Genomic DNA, 14,547 nt, shown 5'->3' with positions numbered 1-14,547 from the left:
AATAACCATTCATATTAGTATACATCGTTACCCACATGGAATAAAGGCATTCTGGCCAGGCTAGCGCTAATTTTTCAGCATGCTGCACTTTGCGGTCGAAGGCTGCTCTTCACATTAAACCAGTTGTTTTTGCAGGAGCTCTTCATTCCGCTGGATCAGGTCACCACGCTGACTGGCACAATCCAGGGAACGATACGGATCGGCCGGTGTATTGAAGGTGTAATCGACCAGTTGATCAAGCGTTGTAGTGGCCACATGACAGCGGGTATCGCTGGATGCGTAATAGATGAAGACCTTGCCTTGTTCATTGACCACTGCACCGTTGCAGAAAATAACATTGGATACATCGCCTACGCGCTCGTCGTCATAAGGTGCAATGAAATGCCCGCTCGGCTTGGCGATGATTCGTGCCGGATCATTCAGATCCGTGGCGAATGTGTACAGTACATAACGCAGACCCGCCGCCGTGTTGCGTACCCCGTGCGCAATGTGAATCCAACCGCGATCTGTCTTAAGCGGGGCAGGTCCCTGGCCGTTTTTCACTTCGTATACCGTATGATATTTGCGCTCATCGATAATGGTTTCTTTGGCAATGACCGGATTCAGAATATCATCGCATAGACCGAAGGCGATCCCGCCGCCGCTGCCGGTGGAGATGAATCCGTCCTGTGGGCGAGTGTAAAACGCATATTTGCCATCTACAAACTCCGGGTGCAGAACCACATTCCGCTGTTGTGGTGAGCTTGTCGTAATGTTGGGCAGGCGCTCCCAGCTAACCAGATCGCGTGTGCGAACAAGACCTGCCTGCGCCACCGCGCTGGACGTATCAAATGCCGGAGCTTCGGGATCTTTGCGCTCAGAGCAATAAATGCCGTAGATCCAGCCATCTTCATGCTGCACCAATCGCATATCATATTGGTTGGTCTCTTCTGCATCGATGTCTTCCCACACTAATGGCTTGCCCGTGAAACGGAATCCGTCGATGCCGTTGTCGCTCTCAGCCAAAGCAAAGATCGATTTGCGGTCCAATCCCTCGGTTCGGATGACCATCACGTATTTGCCATTGAAGTAGATGGCTCCCGGATTAAGTGTAGCGTTAATGCCCAGGCGCTCCATGAAATGGGGGTTAGTCGTTTCGTCCAGATCGAACCTCCAGTGGAGCGGGACATGGTGGCGAGTAATCACCGGATAACGATATCGATCATATACACCGTTGTAGAATGTAGGATCGATCTCATTTTGGCGTGTAAGCAGCTGCTCCTGTTGCTCCAATAACTCCTTGTATTTGGGGTGTATCATCGTTATCCCATCCTCTCGATTAGTTCAATACAAAACCTGCTATTGTGATACGGGCATTTCCATGGTCCTGCAATTTCACTCTGATCCGGAACGCCGTCCCCATCCACCGACCAGTACCACTCCCCGCCAGCACGGTGATCAATAATATGTTCCTTCGTATATGTCCACAAGCGGTTCACTCTCTCCAGAAACATAGGGTCGCCTGTACGCTGATAGGCGTTATAGAAGCCGACCATCGCCTCTGCCTGCACCCACCATATCCGTTTCTCATCCACATGAGTTCCCTCTTGTTCGTTCATAAGAGAGCCGTCGGTCTGTACGGCCACATTGGAGATGTTATAGGCAATATCCGTCACCATCGCGGAGTACTCCGGGTGTTGATCCAGCCCCAGCACTCTCAACGTGTCGTCAATTAACCAGCTGGCTTCAATGTCATGCCCGAAGGATTTCAGATCGATAATGGATTCCCATGCCTTGTTGAAAAATACCCCGAGAAACTTCGTGTCCTTGTTATACACGCGTTCATATAAGATGCCGAGCAGGCGTTCCAGTGCCGCTCTCACCTGTTGATCTGGCCACACTCGGTAGAGGGTGGTGTAGGCCTCCAGCACATGGATATGCGTATTCATCGTGTAATCGGCAATCACGCCGTTCTCGCTCAGCATTTCATTCGGCTGTTCATTCCAGAAGCGGTCGAATTGTTCCTTATACGCAGGTAATTCGGCATTCAGGCCTTGATCCTCAATCAGGACAAAAAGCGTTTTCGCTAATTCCAATGCAGAGGTATCCCCTGTTGCGCGGTAGTACTCGCTGAGTGAATACACACCGAAGGATTGCGTATAGACATGTTTGCTTGTATCCAGTGGTTCTCCTTTGGCATCAACCATCCAATACATACCGCCATATTCCGTATCAATGATATGGCCCGCAAGAAAACGGTAGGCGTGTTCTGCGTGATCGCGCCAGACTTCATTTCCGGTCACCCGGTAAGCTGCTGCAAAAGACCACAGCTGTCGTGCTGTAGCGATGCCGCCTTTGGGAGCGAGAGGGTCAACCTGAAGATCATTGCCGACCCACCCGTAGAATCCGCCGTGGTTATGGTCTTTGAGGGCAGACCAGAAGGGCAAAATATGTCCTTCCCAGTGTTCTTTTATTTCAGTCCGGATGTCACTGCTGTTCGTCATAAGTAAGCGCCCCTTCGAAATACAGGATCAAGTTTAGTTAAGTTATCGGTAACTTTATTTAATAATATTAGATTCGGATATAGACGTTGTCAACGAATCGTTTGAGAAAAACTTTTGTTAAGTAATAAATAATTTAATTGACAGGTAAGCGTTACCATAATAAAATCCATTTTGTAACCTTAACGATAACTTAAATTAACTTAGCAAAGGGGTCGAATCGATTGAAGAAAAACAAAGGCTGGATGCTTCTGCTTACCATGCTGCTCATTACTTCTCTACTCGCAGCTTGCTCTTCTGGAGGCGAATCTTCACAGGCAGGGGAGGATATCAGCACAGATCCTGCGGATATCAAGGGTGAAATTACCGTTTTGACACAGCGTACGGATATTGTTGATACCGTATTCAAGGATTACGCAGCAGCATTTAACAAGGAGTATCCGGATGTCAAAGTTAACTTCCAGGCACTGGCCGATTACGAGGGCCAAGTGAAAATCCGGATGAGCACCAAAGACTACGGTGACGTGCTGATGATTCCGACCAGCGTACCTATCGCAGATATCCCGGACTTTTTTGAACCGCTTGGCACGTATGACGAGTTGAAAGACAAGTACACAGGGATTGAAGAACGTATGGTCGATGGCCAGGTATATGGTATCCCTACAGTTATCACGTTCTCTGGAATTATCTATAACAAGCAGGTATTCAAGGATGCCGGCATTACGGAAGTGCCCAAGACGCCTGAGCAGTTCCAGGCAGCCCTCCAACTTGTGAAAGACAACACGGATGCAATTCCTCTGTACACCAACTATGCGTCCGGTTGGGCTTTGACGCAGTGGGAATCCGATCTTGCGACGGTTGCAGGCAGTGTGGACTACGTTAACATTGATCAGCCAAACACGGACGAGAACTTTGTGGCTGGTAAGCCGCATTATGAATTGTACAAAGTGCTCTATGATGCAGCCAAAAATGGCCTGATCGAGAAGGATCCAACCACAACCGATTGGGAAAGCTCCAAGGCTGACCTTGCAAATGGCAAAATTGCAACGATGGCGCTGGGATCATGGGCGATTACGCAAATCCAGGGCTTGACGGATACACCGGATAATATTGGATTCTTGCCATTCCCTACAAATGCAAGTGATGTAGTCGTTCCGCTCGCTGCAGACTATAACATCGGCATGAACGTGAATAGCGAGAACAAGCCTGCTGCGAAAGCGTGGATTGACTGGTTCCTCGCGAAATCAAACTATGCGGTTGAGCAAGGCGGAGGCATGAGTGCAGACAAAAGTGCGGAGCTGCCACCCATTTTGGATCAATACAAGGACGTTACATTCTCCACATTAACCCCTGCCAAAGAAGGACAGGAAGGCCTGGTTGATAAAATCGACAATGAAGGCGAGATCGGCCTCTGGCAGCCAGATTTCAAGAAACGCATTATCGAAGCAGCCATCGGTAACCGCAGCGAATCGTATGATGACATCATGAAGGACCTGAATGACAAATGGGTGAAAGCGCGGGCAGAACTCACGAAGTAAGCAGTTTGCAGCAGATGCAACGTTGTCACTGCAATACGTACGTCTGACCAACCGTTGACATACAGCGAGGCATTGCACACGGACTGAAGGAAGAAGGGTTTCCCTTTTTCATCAAGGCATTTTGCATCTGAATGCAGGATGTGAAATGCCATCTTCAGTAGTGTATTTATCAGCGTAATTGGGCGGGAGTCTTTCGATATAAAAGCGGTAGAACCGCTTGGAGGTGTGGAGAGCATGAAATACTTAAAGATTTCGAATTGGGGTTATTCAGCACAGCGCATATTTATCATCTGTGCCTTCTCAATTATTCCGTTGGCACTGCTGTTCACGTTTGCCTATTTACCTGTCATTAACATGTTCAAATACAGCTTCACCGACTGGAACGGATACAGCAAAAGATTCGACTATGTTGGGTTTGAGAACTACACGCGGATATTCAGTGACCCTGAATATTTTAAAGTGTTTATTGTCAGTCTCTACTATTTTGCTGCCACGTTCATACAAATGGGCCTGGCCCTTTACTTTGCAACAATCCTGAGTTTCAAAATTCGAGGCAAAAACTTTTTCAAAGGGATATTATTCTTTCCCTATCTGCTGAATGGCGTAGCTATCGGATTTATCTTCCTCTTTTTCTTCAAACCGGACGGTACCCTCGATACGCTCATGCAGGCGGTTGGACTTGGGCAGTATACCCAGCTCTGGCTGGGGAATCCGAACATTATTAACGTGTCACTCGCAGGCGCATCCGTATGGAGATACATGGGCTTCAACTTCATCATCTTCCTCGGTGCGATCTCTTCCATACAAAAGGATGTCTATGAAGCTTCGGATATTGACGGGGCCAATCGCTGGCAGCAGTTCCGCCATATTATCCTGCCGAGCATTACGCGTATCCTGCAGCTCAACCTGATCTTGGCGATTAGCGGCGCAATCAGTGCGTTCGATATTCCATACATTATGACCGACGGCTCCAACGGAAGTGAGACCTTTGTCATCCAGACGGTCCACTTGGCATTCAAGTACGGCAAGCTGGGCTTGGCATCGGCAATGGCCGTTGTGCTGCTGTTCATCGTCATTCTCGTTACGCTCGTTCAGCGTGTCACTATGAAAGGGGAGGAATGAACGTGCATCAACTCAAATATACCCTTGCGAGTCTATTCAAATATGCCTCACTTATTCTTGCCGCGTTCATTGCGCTTGTACCCATCGTTGTGGTGCTGTTTGCATCGCTTAAGACCAACGCCGAATATGCAACGAGCAGTCCGCTTGCCCCGCCAGCCAACTGGCTGAACTTTGCGAACTATACCAAGGCTTTTGTGGATGGCAACATGCTGGTCGGTTTCAAAAATACGATTATTATCCTGATTATTTCCATCGTGGGTGCGACTTTAACGGGCTCCATGATCGCTTACGTGCTGGATCGTTTCAAGTTTAAAGGTAAAAAAATCATGGTTGCCGCGTTTCTGCTCGCTACCCTGATCCCTAGTGTTACGACACAGGTCGCCACATTCCAGATTATTAACGCCCTGGATCTGTTCAACACCCGCTGGGCAGCCATTGTGATGTACCTGGGGACTGATATCATTGCGGTGTATATTTTCCTCCAGTTCCTGGGTTCCATCTCCAATGCACTGGATGAATCCGCCATGCTGGATGGGGCCTCCTACTTCACGATCTACTGGAAAATCATCTTGCCCCTGCTGAAACCGGCGATTGTTACGGTCATTATCGTAAAAGGGGTCAACATCTACAACGATTTCTACACGCCGTTTCTGTATATGCCCAAGACAGACCTGCAGGTGATATCCACGGCCCTGTTTAAATTCAAGGGGCCATTTGGTTCCCAGTGGGAGGTCATCAGCGCAGGCATCATGATCGCCATCATTCCAACGATGATCGTTTTCCTGCTGCTGCAGAAGTACATCTACAACGGCTTCGCACAAGGCTCTGTGAAATAAAAAGTGAAGGTTGCATGAAATGGATTTGAAATGCACAGGAACGGAGAGGGCAGAAAAAACCTGGAGATAACAGCGATCGGAAGGCTGTTCTGTCATTGAAGTGGTTTCGTGCAAGTTTTAACAGTTCATTTCATAGAACCTATCACCGAAGGGAGAAATGAAACGATGACAGTTGTTAATACGAAAAACGTACACATTGTTGGAGATGCCTTGCCCCATATGCCTTGGGAGGATAAACCGGAGGGGACAGAAGGGCCGGTCTGGAGACATTCAGCCAATCCGGTCGTGCCGCGTAACCCGGTCAAGGGGGTTGCCCGCATTTTCAACAGTGCTGTTGTTCCTTATGAAGGAAAGTTCATTGGTGTGTTCCGCGCCGAAACGATTAATGGCCGTCCGCACCTGCATATGGGTTCGAGTGAAGACGGTCTTACATGGACCATTGAAGAGGAGCGTATTTCTTTTGTAGATGAGAATGGCGATCCCTTCATGCCGAACTATGCGTACGATCCGCGTCTGGTTAAGGTGGAAGACACGTATTATATCATCTGGTGTACAGATTTCTACGGTGCAGCGCTGGGCTTGGCCAAAACGGATGATTTCAAAACGTTCGTGCGCCTCGAAAACCCCATGCTGCCGTTCAATCGCAATGGCGTGTTGTTTCCGCGCAAAATCAATGATAACTATGTCATGCTGTCCAGACCGAGTGACAGCGGCCACACGCCGTTCGGCGACATTTTTCTGAGTGAAAGTCCGGATCTTGTGTACTGGGGCAAGCATCGCCATGTCATGAGCAAGGGCGGCCAGGGCTGGTGGCAATCGGTCAAGATTGGCGGCGGTCCTGCTCCGATTGAAACATCTGAAGGCTGGCTGATGTTCTACCACGGCGTCACCGGAACGTGCAACGGATTTGTATACAGCATGGGTGCAGTCATTCTGGATTTGGATGAGCCATCGAAAGTGAAATATCGTTCCTCCAATTTCGTACTTACACCGGAAAAATGGTACGAGGAGCAAGGCTTTGTGGACAATGTCATCTTCCCATGCGCCACACTGCATGATGCGGAGACAGGACGAATCGCCATTTATTATGGAGCTGCGGATACGTATGTTGGCGTGGCGTATACCACCGTGGAAGAGATCGTACATTACGTCATCGAGACTGACGAAGTCATCGCCGGAGACCGCGAGGAAGGCAAGCTGTAATTGAACATTTTTATAGATTGAAAGGGGTTCTACAAGGCAATGCATATGGAGTACATTAAGGGGTTTACATTTGGCTGGATGAGCGGCAGAGGGGAATTCCGTAAACCGGAAGCCAAAGAGTCCCTGCGCCTGATGGCTGAACGAACGGGCAGTTCGCATGTCATTTTTGCACTGGCGGCACTTCAGGATCACCCGCAGGCGGTAGAAGTCAGGTATCGGGGAGAGCATATGGTGGAGGATGACGAATTACTGGATATGATTCGTTATGCTCGCACTCTTGGGCTGCGCGTGATTTTGAAACCAACGGTTAATTGCACCGATGGCACGTGGCGTGCACACATTAACTTTTTTGATATCGATGTGCCGTGTGAGCCGAAGTGGAAGGACTGGTTCCGCAGTTATACCGCTTATCAGAAGCACTATGCAGCCATTGCGGAGCAGGAGAAATGCGAGATGTTTATCGTTGGCTGCGAGATGGTACAGTCCGAGCGTCGTAGTGAGGAATGGCGTGGGGTAATTGCAGCTGTACGTGAAGTATACTCCGGACTTGTGTCGTACAATACGGACAAGTATCAGGAAGGTCATGTGACATGGTGGGATGCAGTGGATGTGATTTCATCGAGCGGATACTATCCCCTCGGAGACTGGGAAGCGCAGCTGGACCGGATCGAACAGGAGATTTCCCCTTACGGAAAACCGTTTTTCTTCGCGGAAGCAGGCTGTCCCAGCCGCAGCGGTTCGGCGCAGGTGCCGAACGATTGGGGCCTGGAAGGTGCGGTCAGTGCGGAGGAACAGGAGCGTTTCTACGAGGCCATGTTTAGGCATGCCAGCCAGCGGGAATGGGTGCGGGGATTCGGTCTATGGGACTGGAGTGCGAGCCTGTATCAGGAAAAGAATGCCCTGACCGATGATGGTTACGGCGTGTATGGTAAACCGGCAGAGCGTGTTATTCGTCGCTTCTATGAAAGGTTGTCGGTCGAAGTTTAGCCTCTCTAGCTATAGGGAAGTCACGAACTGCGGCATTGATGATGAAGCAGAGCGAGCAATGACGAAGAAAAAGGCGTACATGTAGATAATCTTGGATTATCCTCATGTGCGTCTTTTTTTGTTTTCCTTAGGGGCAAGAGTACTTCGTTTCACGCTTGCGGGCATGTGCGCAGCAACGTATGATGGATAGAACATATTAATGAGCAGGTACGGAAAGACGAATGGACGGTGTTGATCATGAACAAACATGCACATGGCTGGGTCACGGCTGAAGGGACCCTGAATGAACAGGCTATAACCAGCCGGGAGCAACTCTACAAGGGGATGAACGGCAGATATGTGGAGCGATTTACGGTCCACACCGGAGAGAGTTACATTTTCAAACCACTCACGAATCTGGGACAGCATGGGCGTGAACAGTGGATATCCATGCATGTGCTGTCCTTACTGCCTTCCATTTATCCTAGGCTAATAGACTCCTCTGACGAAGCCATCGCTCCGGAACAGAGCTGGCTGATCTACGAGGACCTGGGGCCGCTTGTGCATGATTTGCAGGAAGGTGCGATGCTGTCCGCAGCTGTACATATGGCGGAATGGCACACGCTCTGGGTACCCCAATGGGACGAGCTGCCGCGTGTGGGCCAGAAGCCGTCCATTGGCAACATGCTGCAGGAACTCTGGGATGCCCAGGAATCAACGGATGAATTGCTGTCCAAGCTGGGAATGACGCTCTCTGCACCTGCTTGGGACGAGATCAGGGCGCTTATCCAAACAGCTGACCAAGAACTTCCGCTTGTCCTGTGTCACGGAGACCTGCATCCCGGAAATATGGCCGATGTGAATGGCAGACTTGTCATTATCGATTGGGAACATGCTCATCTGAATACGCCCCTCTGGGATTTATATCACATGGTGGATCTGTCTCATCCGCTGTTTCCGAGACACGTTGCACCACAGCTTCGGGAGCGGATCATTCAGACGTATCTGAACGAGCTGGAGCAGCGCGGGCAGCGGGTCGAAAGAATTTCTTTTCGAAGATGGTATGCCGCGTATGCCATTGTATTCTCGCTCTGGATGCTGCGCTTGATCGATTCGGATCTGAAGAAGGAAGACTGCGTATGGCCGGAGGAGCAGCTGCGCAATCAATGGAATGAGACGGCAACCACGCTGGAACAGTGCATGAACCAGCTATTTACCGAATAGACATGAGGGGGCAGAACATGCGTAAAGTAGGACTCGTTATGCGGAAAATTCAATTCACCGAGGCGCAGGGACCGCGCGTATTCGCTGATCGGCTGAAGCAGATCGGTCTGGAGCTTGGGGTAGATATTGTGTTTATATCGCCGGAGCGCCATGTGAGCGGGTATGACTGGCTGCCCGGTTATGAACACGAGAAGGGAGATCTGGTAAACTACGATATCGTGCTTGACCAGATATATAGCCAAAATATAGAGCATGTCATCTACACGGTATCTGGGTTTACGTTTTTGAAGATGTTTTTGCCCAAAAGTGTACTGTTTCCGCACAGCTTCCCTGACCCGGCACTGACGGGGTATGAGATGATGAAGCCATTCTATAGCATGGTGGATAAAGCCATTGTGCAGACGGAGTTTTTGAAAACAGAACTCGGACGCAACTTCGGCGTACATGACGTGAGCGTCATTCCGATCGGCTTCAATGAGGAACTGGCACACCGCCATTATGACCCAAGTCAGGTCGTGCACAACCGCGTGCTCTGGATCGGCCGGGATGAAGCGAATCGTCGCCCGGATCTGGTGCTGGAATATGCCCGGCAGAACCCGGACAAGGAAGTGTACATGGTATTTGGCGGACGGCGTTATGAGGAGAGCATGAAGAAGTACGACATACCGGACAATGTGAAACTTCAGTTTGCATTGACCCAGGATGAAGTCTTTACTCTGATGAACTCTGCCAAGGTGTATTGGAGCTGCTCTGCGTTTGATACATTTGCGATGCCCCTGACGGAAGCGATGGCTATGGGCAAAATGATTGTGAAGCCTGAGCATGCATGCTACGGCCATATTCGTTCTACACATGCCTTTGCAGGCAATGAGGATAACTGGTTTGAGCTGTTGAATATGGCAGCTGCTGCACCGCGCAATGTATCGGAGGACAACCGGGAGTATGCGTTTGGAGCCTTTTCGCGCACAATTATGAAGGAAGGGTACCGGAACTTTTTTGCAGACTGGTTGAAGTAAGGGACTGCGGTATTAATATCCGATCGTAAGGAGAGGATTTTGTGGATATCGTTATTCTGTGGACGGTTGGCATGTGGTTGGTGCAGCTGCTGATAGAATGGATGGTGTATCGGATGCAAGGGCGCAGAATGACGTGGATTCAGTCGATCCTGCCGTGTCTGACGCTGCTTGGCGGGGCCGTTGTCATCATGATCAGCATCGATATTGGTGGATGGAATGGTATCGGATATGCACTGCTTGGTGCAGCTCTGGGTACATCGGGCTTATTGACGTTGATCACGGTCGCCATTACCGCTCTGGTGCTGCAGCGTCGGAGAAGGAAATGATCAGGTCTTGGGGGAAGGAGCCACGGACTTGATGCAATAACTGAAAGGATAACATAATGAACAGTCTAATCATGAAACACTGGTCTGCTGAACAACGTGAGTTACCTGGAATGAATTGCATTGCTTTTGCAAATGGAGACATCATCATCTTAAATATCAGCAAATATTACAACCCTAACAATAATGAGCGCACAATCTCCTGTACTCCCCTGTGTGATACAACCATCGAGAGCATTGATAAATATAACGATGATTATTGGGCCGCAGTTGATGCTTGGACAAGTATGGACTATCAGGGTGGAAAAATCTATGGCGGGGATGGCCAAATGGGGAATGAAGGCTTCATTGCCTGCACAGACGCAAACAACAGTTTGATCTGGGGTATTTTTTTGGATGAAACCAACCCTATAAAAAAATTAAGTGTTAGAGGTAAAACGCTGATTGCCATTAATGAACATGAAGACATGAGTATTGAAATAAATTTGGATTCCCTAGCAGATATTAAGATGGCATATCTTAGGTAATAACTGTAGCCGTCTGAGGTGACGTCTGCAAAAGGGACGAGGATGATAGGCGCATGACATGGTTGCAGAGATGCAATCGTCTGTGATATATTGGCATTAATTATGACAAGGGAGGTGAAGACAGGTGAATCACGAGATGCTTAACAACCGTATTAGCCAGCTGCCGATTGCTATGGCTGGCATTGTTCACACTTTTCGCTACAACGGGAGAAGTCTGTCCAATTTTGAATATACGGAAGTTAACTATTGCGAGAAGATGCCTGCCTTGACCTCATTCGGACGATAAGCGATTAAGCTTGAATTCTGAAGGGCCGCGGAGCTAACCTCTGCGGCTCTTTTTGTGTTGCGGTCAGGATCTTCCATACCATAGGAGGAACCTTATTATGATGATCATTAGCGCGCAACAACTGACTCAATATCACGGAGCACATCTGGTGCTGGACGGCATTACTTTTGAGATTATGGAAGGGGACAAAGTCGCCCTCATCGGCCGCAACGGAAGCGGCAAAACGACACTGATGCGCCTGATGGCCCGGCTGAATCAGCCGGACGAAGGGCAATTAATGATCAAAAAAGATACACGGATCGGCTATGTAGCGCAGGTGCCGGAAGGACTGGATGATTATACGGTACTGGATGTGCTGGCTCTGGGATTCAAAGCGCTTATGGAGTGCCGCAGCCGCATGAAGGAAATGGAGCAGCAGATGTCTGATCCAGACTATGCAGCAGATCCAGACCAATTGGAACGCTTGTTGAAACGATATGCCGCACTGCAGGAGCAGTTTGAACGTGAGGGCGGGTATGAGATGGACGCACGGATTGATCAGGTGGCGGACGGGCTGGATATTGCCAAAGCACACTATGGCTGGAGGTTCGGTTCCCTCTCCGGAGGAGAGCAGACCCGCGTCGTACTTGCTTCGCAGCTAATCGTCCGTCCAGATCTGCTGCTGCTGGATGAGCCGACCAATCACCTTGATCTGGAGCGGGTGGAATGGCTGGAAGGCTATCTACGGGAGTACACAGGCACGATCGTGCTGATCTCCCATGACCGTTATTTTCTGGACCGGGTGGTGACCCGAACGCTGGAGCTGGAAGATGGCGAAGCGCAAACGTCAGCAGGCGGTTATACGGAATACATGAAGGTGAAGGAACAACGGCTTCTGCAGCAATTTGAGGAGTTCAAGGAGCAGCAGAAGGTCATGAAGAAAATGAAGGAAACGATCCGTCAGCTGGAGGAATGGGGACGCATTGGTGGGAACGAGAAGTTCTTCCGGCGGGCCGCTTCGATGCGGAAGGCACTGGAGCGGATGGAGCAGGTGAAGCGGCCTGTGCTGGAGCGGCGCAATGCGGATTTCGATGTGCGTCCTACAGACCGCACGGGCCGCCGCGTGGCGGTAATTGAACAGGTGGAGAAGGCTTACGGAGAACGTCCGATCCTGCGCGGCGTTTCAGCGCTACTGGAGTTCGGAGACAAGGTGGCCCTGATTGGCCGTAATGGCTCAGGCAAGACCACATTGTTCAAGCTGCTGCTTGGAGAAGAGCAGCCGACTTCCGGTCAGCTTGAATGGGGAGCAAGGGTGGATGTTGGCTATCTGGCACAGCAGGAGGAGCCTTCCAATCCGAAGCTGAGCGTGCTTGAACATTTCCGCCTGGAGGCAGGCGTGGAAGAAGGCGAAGCACGTGGCATTCTGGCAAGGTATCTGTTCTATGGGGCAGATGTATTCCGCTCGGTTGGGCAGTTATCTGGCGGGGAATGGACCCGTCTACGGTTATCCCTGCTGGTGCATCGCAAGCCGAACGTACTGCTGCTGGATGAACCGACCAACCATCTGGACATTGCTTCAAGAGAAGCACTGGAAGAATCCCTGGTTGACTTTGAAGGCACGGTGCTTGCGATCTCTCATGACCGCTACTTCGTGAACCGTGTGGTTTCACGTGTCTGGGAGCTGGAGAATGGTGAGATGACCACCTATCTCGGGGATTATGAAGCCTATCGGGAGAAAAAGCTTGAACTGCAAATGCGAGCAGGTGAAGCGGCCCAGCATGCCGTTCCTATTCCGGCCCTTCCTCGTGAGCGTGCCGAATCTAAGGAACAACGTAATTCTCGCCAAGGAGAGAATGGAGCGGGGAAACGACAGTCGGCCGAGCAGCTGGAACAGAGGCTGGCTCGTCTGGAGGCACAGATTCAGGAGCTCGACCACCAGCTTGAATTGCAGGCAAGCTCTGCTGAGCTGGAACAGCTGTGGAATGAGCGTGAGCAGCTGTCGGGTGAATACAACCAGTTATTGGCCCAATGGGCTGAATTGTGATCGTTCGTCAAGGTAAGGACGAACATGAAAGGTCGGAGAATGGTCTCCGGCCTTTTTATTTTCCGGATGGTGAATACAGTCATTCTCCCCTGCAATAGGCTTCAAAAGGTGCATTGGTAATGTCCTTATTTACATGTCATAGGGAATAGTGTAACTTTTTCCCTTCTCATGCGTTAAATACGTTTGTATGATTTGAAGCGGCTCAACTTAGAGCTACACAAAAGGGAGGTTATCGTTATCTATTACGCATTGACTTATCGAAGCTGGTCGGACGATCGGCAGGCTGAGACCGGGCAGCTGGAGCACGTATCTGTTACCCGGGATGAACTGTTTATGCGCAAACTGGTGGATGCAACCCTGATGAAAAACAAACTGTGGGCCCACCTGTCCAACGAGTGCGAGGATCTGCGGGATCATGCGATCTATGTGACTGCCTACGAGAGCCAGATGCCTGCAGATTACGGTACAGCGATTGCGGACGCTGCACTGGCCATGTGCAAAATGTCCTCCATGTACAGCGCAGAGTACATGATGTGGAATGGAAAGGCATTTCAGGAGTTGGAACTTGCAGAATCGTCCTCGTACACGATGGAACTCGCCGAGCGTCTGCTGGACCATTATATGGTTCGTAACGGAACGACGTATGAATTCGTGTATTCGGTGCTGGATGGGGATCGCCGGAAAGTGTTGTTTTTTATGAAGGAGGTAGACCTGTAATGACAGAAGAAGAGCGGCACCATTCATCGAAACCCGGATCAAAGGCAAAGCTGGTTGCCTTTTCCCTGATGCTGGCTGTACCTGCGGTATTGTCGGGCTGCGGCAGCAATGACGAGTGCGACCCGGATTATGACACCGGATGTGAGTATGATTCCAGCAGTGGGCATTATTATTATGGCGGTTCATATGGTGGCAGCAGCAGTAGTAGCAAGAGCAGCTCCTATAGTAACTCGAAGTCCAAATCGAGCGGATTTGGCAGCTTCTTCCGCAGTTCGGGAGGCTAAAG

General features: G+C 50.1%; 15 protein-coding genes. 13 read left to right on the top strand and 2 right to left on the bottom strand.

Annotated features, from left to right (window positions below):
* Nucleotides 1–114: 114 nt before the first annotated feature.
* Complete coding sequence (locus tag PIL01S_RS10215; protein WP_127537440.1) at nucleotides 115–1,299, bottom strand: glycoside hydrolase family 130 protein; 1,185 nt, start codon at nucleotides 1,297–1,299, stop codon at nucleotides 115–117.
* A gap of 2 nt (nucleotides 1,300–1,301) precedes the next feature.
* Complete coding sequence (locus PIL01S_RS10210; RefSeq protein ID WP_127537439.1) at nucleotides 1,302–2,483, bottom strand: AGE family epimerase/isomerase; 1,182 nt, start codon at nucleotides 2,481–2,483, stop codon at nucleotides 1,302–1,304.
* 221 nt (nucleotides 2,484–2,704) lie between these two features.
* On the opposite strand from PIL01S_RS10210, the gene PIL01S_RS10205 reads away from it, so the two are divergent.
* The 13 genes from PIL01S_RS10205 to PIL01S_RS10150 all read left to right on the top strand — a co-directional run bounded on the left by PIL01S_RS10205 (nucleotide 2,705) and on the right by PIL01S_RS10150 (nucleotide 14,545).
* On the top strand, nucleotides 2,705–4,018 hold the full coding sequence (locus PIL01S_RS10205) for an ABC transporter substrate-binding protein (RefSeq protein WP_127537438.1): 1,314 nt from the start codon (nucleotides 2,705–2,707) through the stop codon (nucleotides 4,016–4,018).
* A 234-nt stretch (nucleotides 4,019–4,252) separates the two neighbouring features.
* Nucleotides 4,253–5,140 (top strand): carbohydrate ABC transporter permease, encoded by an 888-nt coding sequence (locus PIL01S_RS10200; protein ID WP_095290862.1) that lies wholly within the window; start codon nucleotides 4,253–4,255, stop codon nucleotides 5,138–5,140.
* Entirely contained in the window at nucleotides 5,137–5,976 is an 840-nt protein-coding gene (locus PIL01S_RS10195; RefSeq protein ID WP_371859946.1) for a carbohydrate ABC transporter permease, read from the top strand. The genes PIL01S_RS10200 and PIL01S_RS10195 overlap by 4 nt, the downstream gene beginning before the upstream one ends.
* Before the next feature lie 165 nt (nucleotides 5,977–6,141).
* A complete protein-coding gene (locus PIL01S_RS10190; RefSeq protein ID WP_127537436.1) occupies nucleotides 6,142–7,179 on the top strand; it encodes a glycoside hydrolase family 130 protein in 1,038 nt (345 codons plus the stop codon).
* A 45-nt stretch (nucleotides 7,180–7,224) separates the two neighbouring features.
* A complete protein-coding gene (locus PIL01S_RS10185) occupies nucleotides 7,225–8,166 on the top strand; it encodes a glycoside hydrolase family 113 (RefSeq protein WP_127537649.1) in 942 nt (313 codons plus the stop codon).
* Nucleotides 8,167–8,403: 237 nt separating this feature from the next.
* Entirely contained in the window at nucleotides 8,404–9,369 is a 966-nt protein-coding gene (locus PIL01S_RS10180) for a phosphotransferase family protein (protein WP_127537435.1), read from the top strand.
* Nucleotides 9,370–9,386: 17 nt separating this feature from the next.
* Nucleotides 9,387–10,385 (top strand): glycosyltransferase, encoded by a 999-nt coding sequence (locus PIL01S_RS10175; protein WP_127537434.1) that lies wholly within the window; start codon nucleotides 9,387–9,389, stop codon nucleotides 10,383–10,385.
* A 41-nt stretch (nucleotides 10,386–10,426) separates the two neighbouring features.
* Nucleotides 10,427–10,711 carry a hypothetical protein gene (locus PIL01S_RS10170; RefSeq protein ID WP_127537433.1) on the top strand — a complete coding sequence of 95 codons (285 nt, stop codon included), beginning with the start codon at nucleotides 10,427–10,429 and terminating at the stop codon, nucleotides 10,709–10,711.
* Nucleotides 10,712–10,767: 56 nt separating this feature from the next.
* Nucleotides 10,768–11,235 (top strand): hypothetical protein, encoded by a 468-nt coding sequence (locus tag PIL01S_RS10165; RefSeq protein WP_127537432.1) that lies wholly within the window; start codon nucleotides 10,768–10,770, stop codon nucleotides 11,233–11,235.
* Nucleotides 11,236–11,359: 124 nt separating this feature from the next.
* A complete protein-coding gene (locus tag PIL01S_RS29455) occupies nucleotides 11,360–11,521 on the top strand; it encodes a hypothetical protein (protein ID WP_164764209.1) in 162 nt (53 codons plus the stop codon).
* A 97-nt stretch (nucleotides 11,522–11,618) separates the two neighbouring features.
* Nucleotides 11,619–13,544, top strand: coding sequence for a ribosomal protection-like ABC-F family protein (abc-f, locus tag PIL01S_RS10160; RefSeq protein WP_127537431.1), 1,926 nt, complete (start codon nucleotides 11,619–11,621; stop codon nucleotides 13,542–13,544).
* A 183-nt stretch (nucleotides 13,545–13,727) separates the two neighbouring features.
* On the top strand, nucleotides 13,728–14,261 hold the full coding sequence (locus tag PIL01S_RS29715) for a hypothetical protein (protein WP_246058161.1): 534 nt from the start codon (nucleotides 13,728–13,730) through the stop codon (nucleotides 14,259–14,261).
* Nucleotides 14,261–14,545 carry a hypothetical protein gene (locus tag PIL01S_RS10150; RefSeq protein WP_127537430.1) on the top strand — a complete coding sequence of 95 codons (285 nt, stop codon included), beginning with the start codon at nucleotides 14,261–14,263 and terminating at the stop codon, nucleotides 14,543–14,545. Before PIL01S_RS29715 ends, PIL01S_RS10150 begins: the two co-directional genes overlap by 1 nt.
* Nucleotides 14,546–14,547 lie beyond the last annotated feature (2 nt).

It is taken from the genome of Paenibacillus illinoisensis NBRC 15959, from assembly GCF_004000925.1.
GTDB classification, from domain to species: domain Bacteria; phylum Bacillota; class Bacilli; order Paenibacillales; family Paenibacillaceae; genus Paenibacillus; species Paenibacillus illinoisensis.
The sequence above is the reverse complement of the archived record's forward strand: the minus strand, read 5'-3'. Positions and strand labels throughout refer to the sequence as shown.

Bases quoted from the DNA above. Each gene is read 5' to 3' on its own strand.
- PIL01S_RS10215 (WP_127537440.1), bottom strand. From the start codon at position 1,299: ATGATACACCCCAAATACAAGGAGTTATTGGAGCAACAGGAGCAGCTG.
- PIL01S_RS10210 (WP_127537439.1), bottom strand. From the start codon at position 2,483: ATGACGAACAGCAGTGACATCCGGACTGAAATAAAAGAACACTGGGAA.
- PIL01S_RS10200 (WP_095290862.1), top strand. From the start codon at position 4,253: ATGAAATACTTAAAGATTTCGAATTGGGGTTATTCAGCACAGCGCATA.
- PIL01S_RS10195 (WP_371859946.1), top strand. From the start codon at position 5,137: ATGAACGTGCATCAACTCAAATATACCCTTGCGAGTCTATTCAAATAT.
- PIL01S_RS10190 (WP_127537436.1), top strand. From the start codon at position 6,142: ATGACAGTTGTTAATACGAAAAACGTACACATTGTTGGAGATGCCTTG.
- PIL01S_RS10185 (WP_127537649.1), top strand. From the start codon at position 7,225: ATGGAGTACATTAAGGGGTTTACATTTGGCTGGATGAGCGGCAGAGGG.
- PIL01S_RS10180 (WP_127537435.1), top strand. From the start codon at position 8,404: ATGAACAAACATGCACATGGCTGGGTCACGGCTGAAGGGACCCTGAAT.
- PIL01S_RS10175 (WP_127537434.1), top strand. From the start codon at position 9,387: ATGCGTAAAGTAGGACTCGTTATGCGGAAAATTCAATTCACCGAGGCG.
- PIL01S_RS10165 (WP_127537432.1), top strand. From the start codon at position 10,768: ATGAACAGTCTAATCATGAAACACTGGTCTGCTGAACAACGTGAGTTA.
- abc-f (WP_127537431.1), top strand. From the start codon at position 11,619: ATGATGATCATTAGCGCGCAACAACTGACTCAATATCACGGAGCACAT.
- PIL01S_RS10150 (WP_127537430.1), top strand. From the start codon at position 14,261: ATGACAGAAGAAGAGCGGCACCATTCATCGAAACCCGGATCAAAGGCA.